This is a genomic window from Marinomonas sp. 63XJN7_7_ISO-PGPR-S23-202, from assembly GCF_056173505.1.
This window is the reverse complement of the sequence record NZ_CM149677.1, coordinates 2,739,366-2,756,587: the sequence shown is the minus strand read 5'-3', so window position 1 is coordinate 2,756,587 and position 17,222 is coordinate 2,739,366. Positions and strand designations below refer to the sequence as shown.

Here is a 17,222-nt window from a genome sequence, read left to right as displayed (position 1 = left end):
GGAGAGAAGTTATGTCAGCCAAAACCCTTTATGACAAGTTGTGGGATAGCCACCTTGTTCAGCAACGTGATGATGGTAGTGCGTTGATTTATATCGATTTACAACTACTTCATGAAGTAACGTCACCGCAAGCGTTTGAAGGTTTGCGATTAGCGGGTCGTAAGCCTTGGCGTGTATCATCCAGTCTGGCAACACCGGATCACAACGTTCCGACAACCAAAAAAGAGCGTGTTGATGGTGTCAATGGGATTGAAGATCCCGTTTCTAAAATCCAAGTCACTACATTAGATGATAACTGCCAAGAATTTGGTATCACTGAATTCAACATGAAAGATGTTCGTCAAGGTATCGTGCACGTTGTTGGCCCAGAGCAAGGCGCGACGTTACCAGGTATGACGGTTGTTTGTGGTGACTCGCATACGTCCACTCATGGTGCGTTTGGTGCGTTGGCGCACGGTATTGGCACCTCTGAAGTGGAGCATGTATTAGCCACGCAATGCTTAGTACAAAAGAAAAGCCGCAATATGCTTGTGCGTGTTGATGGTGAATTGTCTCCTTGGGTGTCTGCAAAAGATGTGGTTTTGGCGATTATTGGTGCCATTGGTACGGCTGGTGGAACGGGTTATGCCATTGAGTTTGGTGGCACAGGTATCCAGTCTTTGTCGATGGAAGGCCGCATGACGGTGTGTAATATGGCCATTGAGGCTGGTGCGCGTGTTGGGTTGATCGCAGTTGACGATACCACAATCGAATACGTAAAAGGTCGCCCTTATGCACCAAAAGGGGAGCATTGGGACATGGCGGTCGAAGCTTGGAAAGATCTAGTGTCTGACAAGGATGCGCAATTTGACGAAGTCGTCGTTATCAAAGCGGAAGACATCAAGCCGCAAGTCACATGGGGCACGTCGCCTGAAATGGTCATTGCCATTGATGAGCCGATTCCTCGTCCAGAAGATCAAAAAGACCCAGTGAAAAAAGAAGGTTATGCTCGTGCTTGGAAATACATGGGCCTAGAAGGCAAAACCATGTTGTCCGATGTGGTTCTAGACCGTGTGTTCATTGGTTCCTGTACGAATTCACGTATTGAAGATTTACGCATTGCAGCCGACGTGGTAAAAGGTCGCAAAGTGGCATCGACCTTGAAACAGGCGATTGTGGTACCGGGCTCTGGCTTGGTTAAGGCACAAGCAGAAAAAGAGGGCTTGCACGAGATTTTTGAAGCCGCAGGGTTGGAATGGCGCGAGCCAGGTTGCTCTATGTGTTTGGCAATGAATGCGGACAAATTAGGGTCGGGAGAGCATTGTGCCTCCACTTCTAACCGTAACTTTGAAGGTCGACAAGGCTTTGGTGGTCGTACTCATTTGGTGAGTCCTGCCATGGCGGCTGCAGCGGCCATCGCTGGCCATTTTGTTGATGTTAATGAGTTTGTTAAACACTAGGAGAACAGCATGCGTCCTTTTACGAAACATACAGGGTTAGCCGCTCCTTTGGATTTGGCAAACGTTGATACCGATATGATTATTCCAAAGCAGTTCTTAAAATCCATCAAGCGCACAGGCTTTGGTAAAAATTTATTTGATGAGCTGCGTTATGAAGACGAAGGTAAGCCTGATCAGGAATGCGATGGCCGTCCGATTCGCGAAGAATTTGTTTTGAACCAACCCCGTTACCAAGGGGCAAGTGTGTTACTGGCACGACAAAATTTTGGTTGCGGCTCCAGTCGTGAGCATGCGCCTTGGGCATTGGATGATTACGGCTTCCGAGCCATTATCGCCCCAAGCTTTGCCGATATTTTTTACAACAATTGCTTTAAAAATGGTCTATTGCCCATTGTTTTGGCAGCAGAAGAGGTTGATCAACTGTTTGCTGAAGTGACGGCTAAAAAGGGGGCTGAGGTGATTGTTGACCTTGAAGCTCAAACTGTGACGTCCCCCTCTGGTGAGGTATTTGAGTTTTTAGTGGATACCTTCCGCAAGCATTGTTTATTAAATGGTCTGGACGATATTGGTCTGACATTACAAAACGAAGACAGCATCCGTCGTTTTGAAGAAAAACGTATGGCAAATGCCCCTTGGTTGTTCTTATCGCGTGGCGAGTAATGTCACGGGTTGATTGAGTTTGAGTCGTGTTTTTGGCCTTCACAGTGTGTCTTGTGAAGGCTGGTTTTAAAGAATTGAGGATAAGAAAATGGCTAAGAATGTATTAATTTTGCCCGGTGATGGCATTGGTCCTGAAATTGTTGAGCAGGCTGTTCGTGTATTGGATGCGGTCAATGAGGCTTTTCATTTGGATATCACTCACGAAAGTGCGTTAGTGGGTGGGACGGCATATGACGAGACTGGCACACCGCTTCCAGAGTCAACTTTGACCAAAGCAAAAGCGGCGGATGCCATTTTGTTGGGGGCAGTAGGTGGGCCTAAATGGGACAAGTTAGACATGGCGGTTCGTCCTGAAAAAGGGTTGTTGGGCTTACGCTCTAATCTTGAGCTGTTTTCGAATCTACGTCCTGCGATTCTTTATCCACAATTGGCAGCCGCTTCTAGTTTGAAGCCTGAAATCGTGGCAGGTTTAGATATCTTAATCGTGAGGGAATTAACGGGTGGTATTTATTTTGGTCAACCTCGCGGTATTCGTACGTTAGAAAATGGTGAGCGTCAGGGGTATAACACTTACGTTTACAGTGAATCTGAAATTCGTCGTATCGGTCGTTCCGCTTTTGAGGCAGCACGTCAGCGTGGTAAACGTGTTTGCTCTATCGATAAGTCCAATGTATTGGAAGTGACCGTGCTTTGGAAAGAAATCATGGAGGAAGTGGCAAAAGAGTACCCAGATGTTGAGCTAACACATATGTTGGTAGACAATGCCGCTATGCAGTTGGTTCGCGCTCCTAAGCAGTTTGATGTTATGGTAACGGGTAATATGTTTGGCGATATTTTGTCGGACGCGGCGGCGATGCTGACAGGCTCTATCGGAATGTTACCATCCGCTTCTTTGAATGCAGAAGGTCGCGGTATGTATGAACCTTGCCACGGTTCTGCTCCTGATATTGCCGGAAAAGGCATCGCAAATCCGTTGGCGACGATCCTTTCTGTTGCTATGATGTTGCGCTACTCCTTGGGCGCGAAAGAGGCTGCAGATGCTATCGAGGCGGCTGTGAGTCGTGTTCTTGATCAAGGATTGAGAACATCGGACATCGCGTCAGAAGGATCGGAAACGGTTAGCACAAAAGCAATGGGTGATGCGGTACTTGATGCATTGGCCGTTGCACTGAAAGCCTAATCAAAAGGATTAGGCATTAACTTGGGATACTGCTCTTGGTATGAGTGGCCCCACCAATAAAAGGGTTTAAAACCATGTCAAAACACACTGTAGGTTTAGTCGGTTGGCGCGGAATGGTTGGTTCCGTGTTGATGCAACGTATGCGTGAAGAGAAAGATTTCGATTTGATCGATCCTGTTTTCTTTTCCACGTCGCAAACGGGTCAAGCTGGCCCAGATATTGGTAAAGACATTTCATTACTTCAAGACGCGAACGACATTGAGTCTTTGAAGAAGATGGATGTGATTATTACCTGTCAAGGCGGCGATTACACCAAGGCCATTTACCCTCAGTTGCGTAATGCTGGTTGGAAAGGTTACTGGATTGATGCGGCGTCTTCATTGCGTATGGATAAAGACGCTATCATCGTATTGGATCCAGTAAACCAAAAAGTCATCCAACAAGGCTTGAAAGATGGCGTAAAAACTTTTGTTGGGGGTAATTGTACTGTTAGCTTGATGTTACTTGGTTTGGGTGGTCTGTTTGAAAAAGGCCACATTGAATGGATGACCTCCATGACTTATCAGGCTGCGTCTGGCGGTGGTGCTCGACACATGCGTGAGTTGATCAATCAAATGGGATTGCTGCATGGCTCTGTTGCGTCTGAGTTGGCGGATCCTGCTAGCGCGATTCTAGAGATTGACCGTAAGGTTGCTGAGCAAATGCGTTCCAGCTCCATGCCTGTTGATCAATTTGGTGTGCCACTAGCGGGCTCGCTGATCCCTTACATCGATTCTCAGCTTGAAAATGGCCAGAGTCGCGAAGAGTGGAAGGCGCAAGCAGAAACCAACAAAATTTTAGGGAATACTGGTGCGCCTATTCCTGTTGATGGTTTGTGTGTTCGTATCGGTGCCATGCGCTGCCATAGCCAAGCCTTTACGATCAAACTGAACAAAGACATCCCCGTTGCGGATATCGAAGGCATTCTGGCTCAGCATAATGACTGGGTCAATGTCGTGCCAAATGATAAAGAAGCAACAATGAAAGGCTTAACACCAACGGTTGCTACTGGCACACTGAATGTTCCAGTGGGTCGTATTCGTAAACTGAATATGGGGCCCGAATACATCAGTGCGTTTTCAGTGGGTGACCAGCTTCTATGGGGCGCTGCAGAGCCGCTTCGTCGCATGTTGCGTATCTTATTGGAAGACTAATGATTCGTTGAATGGCTAGTTGATCCTGATAAAAACCCGCCTTTGAGCGGGTTTTTTGTGTCTGGCTGTCAGTGTATTTTATGTCCATTGTTGTAAACAGAATCCCGCTTTGTTCAAAACGCTCCCTAAAAACATTTTCTCCTGCGGAGGATAGCATGTTGCTGATACTCCCTGTACATTGGTTACTCGGCCTGTTTATTTTTTTAAGGTCTCTATTGGCTAATGACAACGCCTATTTGTTTTATTTTTTGCAATATTGGCGTTCAAATAGGAGTGCTAAATGCAAACGAAGTTTTCCGTTCAAATTAATTCTTTTCGTAAAGTAAGCAAAATTCAAGGTGCCTGGTCTGACAGAGATTATCGTGCTCTTTTGAGCATTATGGGCTTTGAGGATGATGTAGAACAAATGGACGCGGCGGAGCTCCGCGAAATGTGCTTGATGTCGTTAAACGATCTTGGGCCAGCGGATGCGGCAAAGGCCGTATTGACGCATTTATTTCCAGAGCTAGAAAAAGGCAAAATAGATCAAGTCAGTCACGATATGATTGATGATCGCTCATGGGAAGAGTACCCAGATTGCCTGTTCCATGAGCGTTTCTTTAGCGCTTATGGTTTATTGCGTGAAGCCTTTAATGGAACCTTTGCGAGCCCTACCGGTGTTGAGCTTGAAATGACCGTGACAGCAGAGCATGTTGAAGATATGGTTATTTTTGATGAGTCGCTACATTCCTCTATTGTGCGATTGTTAGCCAATGGACAGGGGGATGATGCTCTGATCAATCGTTTGTACGAAGATCAAATCAAAGGCACACAGTTTCCTGAAGCTCCCGGCCTCGTTTGGCAGTTGAAGCAATTGACGGATGAAGGTTTAACTCGTCAATTTAGCTTGGTTAGTTCCTACTTTTGGTTGGAAAACTTTGAGCAGGTAGACATTTTTGACTCTGTGTCCCATGCGGATGAAGAGAGTTAGTTCGATTTTACTATGTTTTTTGAATATCGATTGCAAAGAACTACTTAGTTGCATTATGGTCATCTTATTGGAGAATTAAGGTCTTTTTTGTGATTGATAAAACCGCTAATGCAAGGAGCAGTTTTTATCTCACTTCTGACTATAATTAGAATGTTGGCTAAATAGGATATAATTTGACCGATTTATGGAAGCCTAAAGGTTGGCTAAGTATTCTTTACGGTTTGGTAATGCAGCCGTTTGCATTTTTGTATGTTAATAAAATCAAATGGTTTTGGTGTTATTTAATTTTGGGTGTGTTTTTTTCTTTTCTTGATAGCAAGCTACATGGAATACCCAATAATGGAGCTTGGTATCAACACATCTACTTTTCTTGGCTTCTTCTTATTATCTGTCCTCTTCACGCTTATATAATCAGTCGTGGTTACAATAGGCGTGAAATAAGAAGCTGGTACGCTAGTTGGTGGGGAGCATTGATTTGTTTCCTAATATTTTTCGTATTGCTATCCTTTGTGCGTATCTTCTTGTATGAGCCATTCACTATCCCTTCAAAATCCATGAGCCCCACATTAAACCCTGGCGATCAACTCATCGTTAGTAAAAGTGGCTATGGGAACTATCGGTATCTGGGGATGCAAGTCATCAAGAAATCGCCATCGAGAGCGCTGCACAGAGGTGATGTAATCGTATTTCAATATCCAAACAATCCGCAAATCGAATATGTCAAAAGGGTTGTTGGTTTGCCTGGTGATACGGTCATATACCGTGATAAAAAACTCTATATTAAACCCTCTTGCTCGAGTCAGGCTGCTGATTGCTCACAGATTAAAGAGATTGTGCAAGAGCGCAAAAGAACTAAAAAAGAAGGTTCGGATTACGTGTATTATCAAGCCTCTTTAGGTGATGTCTCATATAACATTCAGTTGAATGCTCATTTTAGTGACATATCCAGCCGTTACTTTAATCAAATTGGAACCCCTCCCAATGTATGGGTGGTTCCAGATAAACATTATTTCATGTTAGGTGATAACAGAGATAATAGTCTGGATAGTCGTTATTGGGGTTTTTTACCAGAAGCTAATGTCATTGGTAAAGTTACGTATATATGGTAATTTTTTTACTGAATTAATTAATAAGTAAAGCCCAGTCTTTGTTAATTGATTAAGCAAGGAGTCAAATAATGTTGTTAACGTGCCATTGTGGCAATGTCCGTTTGGAGTTCAGTACTATGCCCGACGAAGTGGGGGTATGTAATTGCTCTATTTGTCGACGTTATGCTGCTGCTTGGGCGTATTTTCCTCCCGAACATGTTCAAATCAATAGTAAAGTAAAGACCGATTTCTATTGTTGGGGGGATCAAGAGGTTGAATTCCACCGCTGTAATTGCTGTGGCTGCTTAACTCATTATGTGACAACAGAGAAATGCCCAGATACTATTTTGGCCATTAATATGAGGATGGCGGAAGGAGATGTACTTTCACGTATTCCCGTTCGTAAAATAGACGGTGCATCGGTTGCTCTAAAGTAGCTCGGAATAGGCTGTGATGGCGTTATGCTGTATAACAGAGGGGCTTGTTGTGAACATTTTCTGTTTGCCCATGCTTTATTTATGCGGACAGGTAAGACTATGTTGACACTGGTGTGACCTAACTCATTGTTTTGAAATATTCATTATCAAACTTGTGAAACAATTTACAAATTTGGGATTGAAATCCATCGCAATAGTCCATAGGTTATTACTATCTACCTAACATAAGGAACCAAGACGACTTTTTTTACAAACAGCTTTCCAATAAAAATGAAGGAAATTCTCTATGTATACATTAAACATTAGCGGTCACCACGTACAATCTGGCGAAGAAGTTCAGCAGTTAGTTAAAGAGAAAATGGATCATTTGGCCCGCATCAATCAACAAATCACTAGTATTAAAGTGATATTAAATACAGAAAAGCATGAGATACATCGTTTAATAGTGGAAGCCAGTGTTCATATTCCTGGTCATGATCTCTTCGCCACGGTGAAAACCGAGCAGCAATTGAAACCTGCATTGGACGCATTGGTTGCTAAATTAGAAAAGCAATTAGTGAAACATAAAGCCAAACATACAGGTCGTCAGCATCATATTACTGCTGAAGATGTGGAAAGTATTGGAGAAAGGGAACAGCAAGCCGAGTTTGACGAGCTAGTAGAAAGAGAAGTCATTTAATTTTAGTATCCTTCATCTTACCTTTTCATTATCTTAAGGTAAGCGACAACAAGCATAAGCCTCGCTAAGCGAGGCTTTTTGTTATCTATCCTTTATCGACTACCCTAAATTTGTGTTACGGCGAAAAAGTGATTTAAAATGGTGCGTTTTAAAGGAAGGCGTTTGGTTTTAGGGCGATTCACTTTGTTTCTTCTTCAATGCCAGATGGTTACCTAAGACCTGAAAAATAGCTTTGTACTGGTATTTGGCGGTTCGTTTTGGGATAAGAGCCTCCTTTTTACGGTGTTTTTGGGTAGATTTTCAAAGTTGGCCTGATTATTGTATTAACTATAAGTACTGTTGCACCGTGGACCGATAAGGGTTTGCTAATAAAGCATGCAGATATCATAAAAAGGCAACGACCCCGATTGTTTGAGAAAACAGTTGGGGTTTTTTATGTCTAAATTGAAACATGTCCTTTCTAAGATTGGATGCGTAAGATCCTTGTTTAGTGGAAAAGTGGATTTACCAGTGTCGAGGTATAAATGAAGGGTATCGGAAATAAAAAAACCGATGTAGATTGCTCTACATCGGTTTTTTAACGCTGTCTAAGCCGTCTTAAGCAGACACTGCATCTGTCGCAATCACGCTAGATGCTTTTTTCACGTATTCGCCCATTTTGTCGAAGTTGAGGTATTTGTACACTTCAGCCGACATGCTATTGATCTTGTTCGCATACTCCAAGTACTCTTCAGGCGTTGGTAGCTTGCCTAGTAGAGAAGCAACTGCAGCAAGTTCTGCTGATGCTAGGAATACGTTTGCACCATTACCAAGACGGTTAGGGAAGTTACGTGTTGAGGTGGAAACCACAGTGGATTTTTCTGCAACACGTGCTTGGTTACCCATACAGAGTGAACAACCAGGCATTTCCATGCGAGCGCCTGCTTTACCGAAGATGCTATAGTAGCCTTCAGCGGTCAATTGCTCGGCGTCCATCTTAGTTGGTGGTGCAACCCATAGGCGAGTTGGAACCACTTTACCTGCGGCATCTAGAAGCTTACCAGCGGCACGGAAGTGGCCGATGTTCGTCATACAAGAACCGATGAAGACTTCGTCGATCTGTTGACCTTGTACGTCAGAAAGAAGGCGAGCGTCATCTGGATCATTTGGCGCACAAAGAACGGGTTCTTTTATAGTGTCTAGGTCGATTTCAATAACCGCTGCGTATTCTGCATCGGCATCTGCACGCATTAGGCTTGGGTTGGCCAACCATTCTTCCATGGCTTTTGCTCGGCGCTCAAGAGTACGAGCATCGCCGTAACCTTCAGAAATCATCCAGCGTAGCATGACGATGTTAGATTTTAGGTATTCGGCAACAGACTCTTCTGACAAGTTGATGGTACAACCCGCAGCAGAGCGCTCAGCAGAGGCGTCAGACAATTCAAACGCTTGTTCAGCTGTTAGGTGCTCAAGGCCTTCGATTTCTAGAATACGACCAGAGAAGATGTTTTTCTTACCTTTCTTCTCAACGGTTAGGTAGCCTTCTTGGATGGCTTGGTAAGGAATCGCATGAACAAGGTCGCGTAGTGTGATACCTGGTTGCATTTTGCCTTTAAAGCGAACCAAAACAGACTCAGGCATATCAAGAGGCATAACACCTGTTGCTGCCGCGAAGGCAACAAGGCCAGAACCGGCTGGGAAAGAAATACCAAGAGGGAAACGAGTATGAGAGTCACCACCCGTGCCCACTGTGTCTGGAAGTAGCATGCGGTTCAACCAAGAGTGGATGATGCCGTCGCCAGGGCGAAGAGACACACCGCCACGGTTCATGATGAAATCAGGAAGTGTGTGGTGAGTGGTTACGTCGACTGGTTTTGGGTAAGCCGCAGTGTGACAGAAAGACTGCATAACAAGATCAGAAGTAAAGCCTAGGCAAGCCAAGTCTTTTAGTTCGTCGCGTGTCATTGGGCCCGTTGTATCTTGAGAACCAACGGTTGTCATCTTAGGTTCGCAGTAAGAGTTCGGGCGAACACCTGGAAGACCGCAAGCTTTACCAACCATTTTTTGAGCCAGAGTGAAACCTTTATCAGAATCGGCAACGGCACCAGGAAGGGTGAATAGGTCTGTTGCGCCAAGACCTAGAGATTCACGAGCTTTGGTGGTTAAGCCGCGGCCAATGATCAAAGGAATACGGCCACCAGCACGAACTTCGTCTAGCAGGACTTGGGTTTTCAAAGAGAAGGTGCTGATCACTTCGTCAGAGTCGTGTTTTTTCACCACGCCTTCGTATGGGTAGATATCGATGACATCGCCCATGTCCATTTTATCTACGTCCATTTCGATAGGTAGGGCGCCAGCGTCTTCCATGGTGTTGAAGAAGATAGGAGCAATTTTACTACCGATACAAACACCGCCTGCACGTTTATTAGGGATGAAAGGAATGTCATCGCCCATGTGCCATAGTACGGAGTTGGTTGCTGATTTACGGCTAGAGCCAGTACCTACAACGTCACCAACGTAAGCTAAAGGATACCCTTTTTCTTTCAACTCAAGGATTTTGCTGATTGGGCCAACTTCACCGTCCACATCAGGAGTGATGCCATCGCGAGCCATTTTAAGCATGGCGGTGGCATGCAGTGGGATGTCCGGACGTGACCAAGCATCAGGTGCTGGAGACAGGTCGTCTGTATTGGTTTCACCCGTTACTTTGAAAACAGTAACGGTGATTTTTTCTTCCAATTTTTTCTTCGCGGTGAACCATTCGCCATCCGCCCAAGATTGGATGATTTTTTTCGCGTGTGGATTACCCGCTTTGGATTTTTCTTCAACGTCATGGAACGCATCGAAAATCAACAAGGTATGAGACAGTGCTTTTACGGCAATAGGAGCAAGCTCTTCGATATCAAGGCATTCGATAAGTGGTTGGATGTTGTAACCACCCAGCATGGTGCCAAGAATTTCAGTCGCTAAGGCTTTGTCGATCAATGGAGAAGCAGCTTCGCCTTTTGTTATGGCCGCTAAGAAGCCCGCTTTAACGTAGGCGGCTTCGTCTACACCGGCTGGCACGCGATTTTTAAGAAGATCAAGAATAAATTCTTCTTCACCTGCTGGTGGATTTTTAAGTAGCTCGATCAAAGCAGAGGTTTGTTCTGCATCGAGAGGTGTCGGTGGAATGCTTAGTTGAGCGCGTTCCTCGACGTGTTTACGGTATGCTTCTAACACAATAGTTCCCCTTAGGTTTTTACATCAGTGTATATTTTGTAACCGATGCGTTGAGGCGTAAGTTCAGATAATCCATTATTAAATGATCTGAACACAATAGAAATTTAATCCTTTGGCGTATTATTATTTTATATAAAAAATAGGTTAAAGGCTTAATAACCCCCATAATAATTTCGAATAGGTGACATTTAGCGGAATTATTCTGATTTGGGGGTTAGGGCAGAATCCGGGATGACGCGCACGACACGGAATCCCCAGTTGCTGGCTTTGAGTTTAGGTTGTGCGCGATACCGGGTGGAACTGCGTCCCACTCTTGGAATGTCAAACCATGAGCCACCGCGCAGTACGCGGCTGTCACATCGGTTTGATAGCCAGACCTGGTTACTGGTTGGCGCGCCGTCATAATTTTTGTGGTAACAGTCTTCTACCCACTCAGCCACATTGCCAAGCATGTCATATAATCCAAACGGGTTGCTGGCTTGGCTACCGACCGGTGCAGTCGATACTCCATCCCATTGGCTACCGCAGCTGTCGCACACACTGTAGCCTGGTTTGACTTTATTGCCATACCAATAGCTGGTATTGGAGTTGGCTCTGGCTGAATACTCCCACTCAATTTCTGTTGGTAATCGGTACTCTTGGCCTGTTTGTTCGGAGAGCCATGCCGCATAAGCTTTTGCATCGTACCAGCTGACATTAATGACAGGACGATTGCCTCGTCCCCAGCCATTGTCGGAGGGAATTGGTCGCCCCGTTGCCCTAGCAAAACGATCATATTGATTAAAGGTGACTTCATATTTACTCATATAAAAGCCTTTGGGGATCTTCACTTCATGAACCGGCCTTTCGTTATCGTCGCCTACGTGTTGCTGATCCCCCATTAAAAAGGTTGAAGGGGCAATCTTCTCGACTTTAGGGGCTTTTCCACCGTCTTTTAATGGTTCTTGTAGTACTTGTGGTAAGGCATTGAATAATTCTTCTGGTGTTTTTTCTTTTGGTGTTTCTTCTTGGGCAATAATGGGCTTCGGTGCAGGCTCTTCAGACCATAATGCCACCGATGCGAAGACGACGGAGGCAATGAGGCCTGCTGCGATCAATATATTCTTGCGAGCCAATAAGGGGGAACGTTTATTCTCTTTTGGCGGAGCCTTCTCTTCTGCCGCTTCTGGACGATATAAGTTTGCCCGTAATAAACGCATGACTTCCACTAAAGATTTTGGGCGATGGCGTTCTGCACTGCGAGTCCAGTTTTTGAGCTTTTTCCACGTTTCATTACTCAAATACGGATGCGAGTTGGGCAGTTGACTGGGTTGGGCTTTATCTAAAATAGATTCACCGAGCAACGCCGCCATGAGTAGGCGCATAAAACAATAACGATCCGAAATAGGAGAGCGACTTTGTATCTTTTTTAGATACTCAGGCGGAAATAGCCTTGGGTCCATTTCGTTATTGGTGATGTTTTCCATCCAGTGATGTGCACCAACGCCTGTCATGATGCCAATGCCGTTCACCACCTGTATGGCACTTAAATCCAAGTGACCGTGGAAAAAGCTTTTTGCATGAATTTGGTCTAAGGCTTTGGCAATGGTGTCAAAGAGGCTAATGACCACATTTAAGGGGGCGCCTTCAGGGTATTTACCTAAAAAACTGTACAAGTTCTCGCCGCCACATACGGCGGAGCAAGAGAATACCCACAATTTAGAATAGAAAGGTGGGTAATTGGGCGTAATCGCCGGATGTTTTAGCTGGGCGTACTTACGTGCATTTTGGACAAAGTCGTCAACCTTGCCACGATCCTTTTCGTAAAACCGAATGACAAAGGATCTCCCACCATGGTCCGCTACCCAAGAGGCTTTATTCTTGCCAGTTGGATAGTTTAAAACATAAGGATCCAGTTCTACGCCAACGTGCTGGCCGATTTTTAATTTATTTATGTCGTAGAAATCTATCATTAATCGTTTGATGTCCAAATCAAGACAATACTGCCTATGTGTATACGATGAGGGAAGGTGACTAACGCTTTTATTGTCTCATCTTTTATAAGAATTGCTATTAGAGACTGAGAGTTAGAAGACTTATCCATCTTTTACCTAGTATAATCCCGTTTTTTAAGATGAAAAGGTAGAGTAATGTTATCTGCGTATCCTGAGCTTGTGGCTTTTCTTCCCTGTCGTTCCCCTGACGCTTGGGTGAATTGGGCTCTTGAAAACCAATCGCTGCTGTTAAATGATCATGCACATTGCGAAAAAAAAGCCGCCTCAACGGCGATGAGTTTGATGTATCGCTATGTGGATCGTGATAATTTGCTGCATAAAATGTCTCGCTTGGCCCGTGAAGAATTATTGCATTTTGAACAAGTGCATAAATTGATGCGTAAGCGTGATGTTGCCTATGAGCATTTAACGGCTTCTCGTTATGCGGATGGTTTGCGAAAACATATCCGTACTCACGAGCCCGCTCGTCTGGTTGATACCTTAATTATTGGTGCCTTTGTTGAAGCGCGTTCTTGCGAGCGTTTTGCCGTATTGGCTCCCCATTTGGATCCAGAACTGTCTAAGTTTTATCAATCCTTGCTTAAATCCGAGGCTCGTCATTTTGAAGATTATTTGGCTTTGGCGGAAGAATATGCAGGGGAATCGATTGCAGAACGCGTTGAATTTTTTCGTGAATTAGAACATGCTTTAATCATTGAGCCCGATGATGCGTTTCGTGTTCATAGTGGTCCACCAATGGTTGCAGTCGCTTAAAAAAGGGCGGTATGGTGGAAAAGAAATTTGGCAATTACGATAATATACAAGATGTTACTGTTGGTTTTGTTATTACGAAAGGCTACAAAGCATTTCATATTCCTACAAGTTATTTGAGTTTAGGGTGCTAGACTTATCGGTGTAACAGCTGATGATTGGAGAGGTGAATGATGGGTATGCAAATGAGTGAGCAATTGCCAGATGTTACCTATTGGTTGGCATTGGAAATATCTAAAAATGATCAAATGATAAACCTTGATAAGGTATATCAAGGCTCTGTGGAATTGGATTATTTGTATCAACTATTAACCAGTAAAGCTCAACAGCATTGGTGGCAAAACTATGGCGTTCAGCTTAACCCAGTCGTCGTGAATAATGCCTTTTTTCGAGCCGTGGCATTATTACACGAGCGTCATGTAGAGTTTTCACGCTTGCGAAAAGGCGCTGAAACTCAATGGGTAAAGGAGCTGCTTCACCTCAATTAAGTTAATTGGCTGTATGGTCTAAATGGCATTTGTTCCAATTGGCTTGCTGATAATGGATTCATCTGAATTAAAAACGCCCAACTTGAAACAGTTGGGCGTTTCTCTTTTGCGCCGACGGCTAATTCGTCGTGATGACTCACAATTGAGCCAAATGCTGTTGCTCAGATTAGCCTAATGGCTGAGTGTGAACGTTTTTTAAGGCCTTCATACCATTGGCTAAAAAGTCATCCACACTGCAGTTTGCCTGTGCGTAGGCTTGATCGTCTAGGGTAGCTAACCAAACATAGTCATCCCAGTCTCCCAACACGCAACGGCTATAATCTGCGAGGGAGTGGAGCGCGGGACGATGGGTATGTCCATGGATAAGAAGGTTAGCATGGTGCTCTTTCATAGATTGAGCGACATGGGCTTCCGTGACATCCATGATGTTGGACGATTTGTCCGATGACATGCTTTTGCTGTCATTACGCAACTGTTCCGCTAGCGCGAGTCGTTGTTCCAACGGCATAGAGAGCACTTGAGTCTGCCACTGTGTGGATCGAACCATCGCACGAAGCTTTTGGTATTCAATGTCTTCTTGACAGTATTCATCACCATGGGTGAGTAGAATAGAGCGGCTACCTTGCTTTATTAGTGTCTGTTCACTGAGTAGTGTTGCGCCAACTTCCCGGCACCAAGTATCCCCAATCAAAAAATCACGGTTGCCATGAATAAAAAATAACCCTATTCCTGTATCTGACAGACTACGTAGAGCCTGTTTGATTGGGTCGTTCCAGTCTGCTTGAAAGTCATCGCCGATCCAGGCTTCATAGAGATCGCCCAGTATATAGATACTGGCATCGCTGTTGGTGTGTCTGTCGGCGATTTCTTGCAACATATAAACAAACGCTCGGATTAAATCCGGGCGTTTGTCGTAAAGGTGCAGATCGGATATGAAATAACGAGTCATTAGCTCTCGCCTTTAACCAATTCCGCTTTTTCGATGATAACGTCTTCGGCAGGCACGTCTTGGTGTCCAGCTTTTGTCGTGGTTCTGACTTCTTTAATCTTGTTAACGATGTCCATACCTGCTGTTACTTTACCAAATACAGCATAACCCCAGCCGTCGGCTGATTTGCTGCGATGATTGAGAAATTCATTATCTGCTACGTTGATAAAGAATTGTGTTGAAGCAGAATGAGGGTCCATCGTGCGGGCCATCGCAAGGGTACCAGTTAGGTTTTTCAAGCCATTATCCGCTTCGTTTTCGATGGAAGGCTTAGCGTCTTTTTGCGTCATTCCAGGTTCAAATCCCCCCGCTTGTACCATAAAGTTGTTGATGACGCGGTGAAAGATTACACCATCGTAGTGACCTGAGACGACGTGATCTTCAAAGTTTTTTGCTGTTTTTGGGGCTTTTTCGTAATCTAACTCAACATGAATATCACCGAAGTTAGTGTGTAAAATGATCATTTATAATTCCTTATTCTGGTAAAGAGACAAAATTGTATTCAATGTTTAATCGATATTAAGCATTTTATGTGTTTGTAGGCTGAGACGCCACAGTGGATGTGCTAAACAATAGTGTAAAGTGGCTTGTTGGGTATCAATTAGTGGAATTTGATCGACTGTTAGGTGGCTTTGGTCCATGGGTTGCAGGTAAAAATGCATAAAATCCAAGCCTTCAAATAACTCTGGGGTGATGTGTGCTTGTGGGTACACCAGCTTGAGTTCACTGCCTTTAGTTACCACTAACGGTTTCGTCGTTTTTGGGCTAACGCATATCCAATCGATGCCTTGAGGTAATGGAAGTGTGCCATTGGTTTCAATGGCGATGGTGTAACCACATTGTTTCATTTCTGCAATGAGTGCTTCATCGAGCTGCAGGGCGGGTTCACCACCGGTAAAAATAACGTACTTGTGTGCTTGGCCAGCGGGCCATAGGGCATCGATGTGTTCGCGTAATTGTACTGCGGTTTTAAATTTTCCACCGTTTTGGCCATCTATGCCGATGAAATCGGTGTCGCAGAATTGGCAGTCAGATTGCGCGCGGGTTTTTTCTTGTCCTGACCATAAATTACAGCCAGTAAATCGACAAAATAGAGCAGGGCGACCAGCGTGTGCCCCTTCGCCTTGTAATGAATAAAAGGCTTCTTTAATTGAATACATGTGTTACACCAGTTACGTCTCGAAAAACAGTTCGAGGTAAGGGTTCACTTTAGTTGTTATGTTATCGGCACACTGGGAATTTGTGGAACAAAAGCCAGTCGCAACCGAAACAAGCAGACTAAAATCAGGGTAAGTGAGTCATTAATTGACGTTAATGATCACTTAGGCTTCATATTCCAGTGGGTCTGTCTTGCCTTGTTCAGCAAACGCTTCTAGTCGTTCGTTACAGGCGCCACATTTGCCACAGGATTTTTCACGGCCATTATAGCAAGTCCATGTTTTAGCGTAATCTAAATTCATCTCTAATCCCGTTTTTAAAATGTCGCCTTTGGACGAATGCAAAAAGGGTGTGACGATTTCAACGGGTTGGTAATTGGCAATGCTAGAAACGGCATTCATGGCTGCGACAAATTCAGGACGACAGTCAGGATATATATGATGATCACCCGAGTGGGCGCCATAGTACACTTTACCTGCTTCTAGTGAGACGGCATAAGCAATCGCCATAGAAAGTAATACCATATTACGATTGGGGACCACGGTGGATTTCATGTTGTCACTTTCATAATGGCCTTCGGGAATGTCTTCATCACCTGTGAGGGATGAGTTAGCCATCAAGCTAGTAATCGCCGTGATATCGACGATTTTGTGAGGGACATGTAATTCACGGCAAACTTGTGCGGCGACTTGTAACTCTTTGCTGTGTTTTTGTCCGTAATTAAAAGATAGGGCGTAAACCTCTAGCCCGCTTTGAAGTGCGGTATTGAGGACGGTAAATGAGTCCATTCCTCCGGAATACACCACGACGGCTTTTTCTAACATATCTGTTACCTCTGATTACTTAGGTGGTGAGAGTGTTGGTTTATTGCCTAAGCATGGGCAATAAGGGCGCGAATTATAGCAGAAGGCCGATAAAGCGAACTAGAAATCCATGAAAAATTCAATTGAAAAAAGCGGGTATTGAAAAAGAGTCAGAGTTAAGATAAGTTATTTAT

16 protein-coding genes are annotated in these 17,222 nt (G+C 44.4%); 10 read left to right on the top strand and 6 right to left on the bottom strand.

The window, feature by feature from the left end; all coding sequences use genetic code 11:
• Positions 1 to 11: 11 nt before the first annotated feature.
• The 8 genes from leuC to hpf all read left to right on the top strand — a co-directional run bounded on the left by leuC (position 12) and on the right by hpf (position 7,646).
• Positions 12 to 1,439: a 3-isopropylmalate dehydratase large subunit gene (gene leuC, locus AC0VYG_RS12780; RefSeq protein ID WP_475428383.1), complete on the top strand. Its 1,428-nt coding sequence runs from the start codon at positions 12 to 14 to the stop codon at positions 1,437 to 1,439.
• A 9-nt stretch (positions 1,440 to 1,448) separates the two neighbouring features.
• Positions 1,449 to 2,099 carry a 3-isopropylmalate dehydratase small subunit gene (leuD, locus tag AC0VYG_RS12775; RefSeq protein ID WP_475428382.1) on the top strand — a complete coding sequence of 217 codons (651 nt, stop codon included), beginning with the start codon at positions 1,449 to 1,451 and terminating at the stop codon, positions 2,097 to 2,099.
• Between the two features lie 88 nt (positions 2,100 to 2,187).
• The gene (leuB, locus tag AC0VYG_RS12770) at positions 2,188 to 3,279 is read left to right on the top strand and encodes a 3-isopropylmalate dehydrogenase (RefSeq protein WP_475428381.1); all 1,092 of its coding nucleotides are present in this window, start codon (positions 2,188 to 2,190) and stop codon (positions 3,277 to 3,279) included.
• A 74-nt stretch (positions 3,280 to 3,353) separates the two neighbouring features.
• Positions 3,354 to 4,472 carry an aspartate-semialdehyde dehydrogenase gene (gene asd / locus AC0VYG_RS12765; protein ID WP_067020521.1) on the top strand — a complete coding sequence of 373 codons (1,119 nt, stop codon included), beginning with the start codon at positions 3,354 to 3,356 and terminating at the stop codon, positions 4,470 to 4,472.
• A 280-nt stretch (positions 4,473 to 4,752) separates the two neighbouring features.
• Positions 4,753 to 5,442 (top strand): hypothetical protein, encoded by a 690-nt coding sequence (locus AC0VYG_RS12760; protein ID WP_475428380.1) that lies wholly within the window; start codon positions 4,753 to 4,755, stop codon positions 5,440 to 5,442.
• 173 nt (positions 5,443 to 5,615) lie between these two features.
• Positions 5,616 to 6,551 (top strand): signal peptidase I, encoded by a 936-nt coding sequence (lepB, locus tag AC0VYG_RS12755; protein WP_475428379.1) that lies wholly within the window; start codon positions 5,616 to 5,618, stop codon positions 6,549 to 6,551.
• Positions 6,552 to 6,619: 68 nt separating this feature from the next.
• Positions 6,620 to 6,967, top strand: coding sequence for a GFA family protein (locus AC0VYG_RS12750; RefSeq protein WP_475428378.1), 348 nt, complete (start codon positions 6,620 to 6,622; stop codon positions 6,965 to 6,967).
• Positions 6,968 to 7,253: 286 nt separating this feature from the next.
• Entirely contained in the window at positions 7,254 to 7,646 is a 393-nt protein-coding gene (hpf, locus tag AC0VYG_RS12745; protein WP_475428377.1) for a ribosome hibernation-promoting factor, HPF/YfiA family, read from the top strand.
• A gap of 597 nt (positions 7,647 to 8,243) precedes the next feature.
• Here hpf and acnB read toward each other — a convergent pair.
• Together acnB and AC0VYG_RS12735 are read right to left on the bottom strand one after the other, a co-directional pair.
• Complete coding sequence (acnB, locus tag AC0VYG_RS12740; RefSeq protein ID WP_475428376.1) at positions 8,244 to 10,847, bottom strand: bifunctional aconitate hydratase 2/2-methylisocitrate dehydratase; 2,604 nt, start codon at positions 10,845 to 10,847, stop codon at positions 8,244 to 8,246.
• 197 nt (positions 10,848 to 11,044) lie between these two features.
• Positions 11,045 to 12,799, bottom strand: coding sequence for a formylglycine-generating enzyme family protein (locus AC0VYG_RS12735; RefSeq protein ID WP_475428375.1), 1,755 nt, complete (start codon positions 12,797 to 12,799; stop codon positions 11,045 to 11,047).
• 177 nt (positions 12,800 to 12,976) lie between these two features.
• On the opposite strand from AC0VYG_RS12735, the gene AC0VYG_RS12730 reads away from it, so the two are divergent.
• Both AC0VYG_RS12730 and AC0VYG_RS12725 read left to right on the top strand, forming a co-directional pair.
• Positions 12,977 to 13,594 (top strand): MiaE family protein, encoded by a 618-nt coding sequence (locus AC0VYG_RS12730; protein WP_475428374.1) that lies wholly within the window; start codon positions 12,977 to 12,979, stop codon positions 13,592 to 13,594.
• A gap of 167 nt (positions 13,595 to 13,761) precedes the next feature.
• Positions 13,762 to 14,079: a hypothetical protein gene (locus AC0VYG_RS12725; RefSeq protein ID WP_475428373.1), complete on the top strand. Its 318-nt coding sequence runs from the start codon at positions 13,762 to 13,764 to the stop codon at positions 14,077 to 14,079.
• Between the two features lie 166 nt (positions 14,080 to 14,245).
• Here the strand turns inward: AC0VYG_RS12725 and AC0VYG_RS12720 are convergent, their stop codons facing one another.
• The 4 genes from AC0VYG_RS12720 to queC form a co-directional block, all read right to left on the bottom strand.
• Entirely contained in the window at positions 14,246 to 15,028 is a 783-nt protein-coding gene (locus AC0VYG_RS12720) for a UDP-2,3-diacylglucosamine diphosphatase (RefSeq protein WP_475428372.1), read from the bottom strand.
• Positions 15,028 to 15,531 carry a peptidylprolyl isomerase gene (locus AC0VYG_RS12715; protein WP_475428371.1) on the bottom strand — a complete coding sequence of 168 codons (504 nt, stop codon included), beginning with the start codon at positions 15,529 to 15,531 and terminating at the stop codon, positions 15,028 to 15,030. The genes AC0VYG_RS12720 and AC0VYG_RS12715 overlap by 1 nt, the downstream gene beginning before the upstream one ends.
• A gap of 45 nt (positions 15,532 to 15,576) precedes the next feature.
• Positions 15,577 to 16,227, bottom strand: a complete 651-nt coding sequence (gene queE, locus AC0VYG_RS12710) for a 7-carboxy-7-deazaguanine synthase (RefSeq protein ID WP_475428370.1) — start codon at positions 16,225 to 16,227, stop codon at positions 15,577 to 15,579.
• A gap of 162 nt (positions 16,228 to 16,389) precedes the next feature.
• Entirely contained in the window at positions 16,390 to 17,049 is a 660-nt protein-coding gene (queC, locus tag AC0VYG_RS12705) for a 7-cyano-7-deazaguanine synthase QueC (RefSeq protein WP_475428369.1), read from the bottom strand.
• Positions 17,050 to 17,222: the final 173 nt, after the last annotated feature.